The sequence below is a fragment of the Intestinirhabdus alba genome (assembly GCF_009711095.1).
GTDB classification, from domain to species: Bacteria; Pseudomonadota; Gammaproteobacteria; order Enterobacterales; family Enterobacteriaceae; genus Intestinirhabdus; species Intestinirhabdus alba.
In genome coordinates this window covers 1-883 of sequence record NZ_WMJZ01000121.1, presented here as the reverse complement: position 1 = coordinate 883, position 883 = coordinate 1, and the positions used below count along the sequence as shown (strand labels likewise).

At 62.9% G+C, this 883-nt stretch carries 1 protein-coding gene; it reads right to left on the bottom strand.

The genetic code is table 11. The features are described 5' to 3' along the window. Window positions 1-4 precede the first annotated feature (4 nt). The coding region (tssC, locus tag GJV78_RS22685) for a type VI secretion system contractile sheath large subunit (RefSeq protein ID WP_155110308.1) at window positions 5-883 on the bottom strand (879 nt) is incomplete at its 5' end.

Below are 883 nucleotides of genomic sequence, written 5' to 3'. Positions count from 1 at the left end.
TGCCTTATGCTTTGGCCTTCGGCATCTGGCTGACCAGCGACAGACTCACGTCCATCCCCTCCACCTGGAAGTGCGGCACCGCGTACAGCTGTACCCGGAAGAACCCCGGGTTGTCCTCGATGTCTTCCACCACCACCTTCGCGTCCCGCAGCGGGTGCGACGCCTGCAGCTCGTCTCCCGGATCGGTCATCTCCGTCACCAGACTGCGCACCCACGTGTTCAGCTCCAGCTCCAGCAGCCGCCGATCCTTGGTGGTGCCGATGTTTTCTCGCTGCAGCAGCTTCAGGTAGTGCGCTATCCGCGACAGCAGGAAGATGTACGGCAGCCGCGCGTTGATCCGGCTGTTCGCCGTGGCGTCCGCCGTGTCGTACAGGGCCGGCTTCTGGGCCGAGTTCGCCGAGAAGAAGCACGCATAGTCCCGGTTTTTGTAGTACGACAGCGGGATGAAGCCCAGGTTGGCGAACTCGAACTCCCGCGTTTCCGGGATCATCACCTCTGACGGGATTTTCACCTGGTTGCCGGTCCCCAGGTCGTACAGGTGGATCGGCAGATCCTGCACCGCGCCACCCGCCTGCGGGCCGCGGATCTGCACGCACCAGCCGTTGTCAATAAAGCTGCGCACCATGTTGGCGGCGAAGGCGAACGAGGCGTTGGTCCACAGGTACTTCTCGTGGTCCGGGCCTTTCACCTCTTCCGTGTAGTTGAAGCTGCGCACCGGCACCGTGTCCGGCCCGTACGGCAGACGCCCCAGCACCCGCGGCATCACCAGCCCGATGTAGCGCGCGTCGTCGGTCTCGCGGAACGATTTCCACTTGATATACTCCGCCCGGTCAAAGTAGTTGCCGATATCTTTGATGGCCGCCACCTCTTCCATCGACTCCTT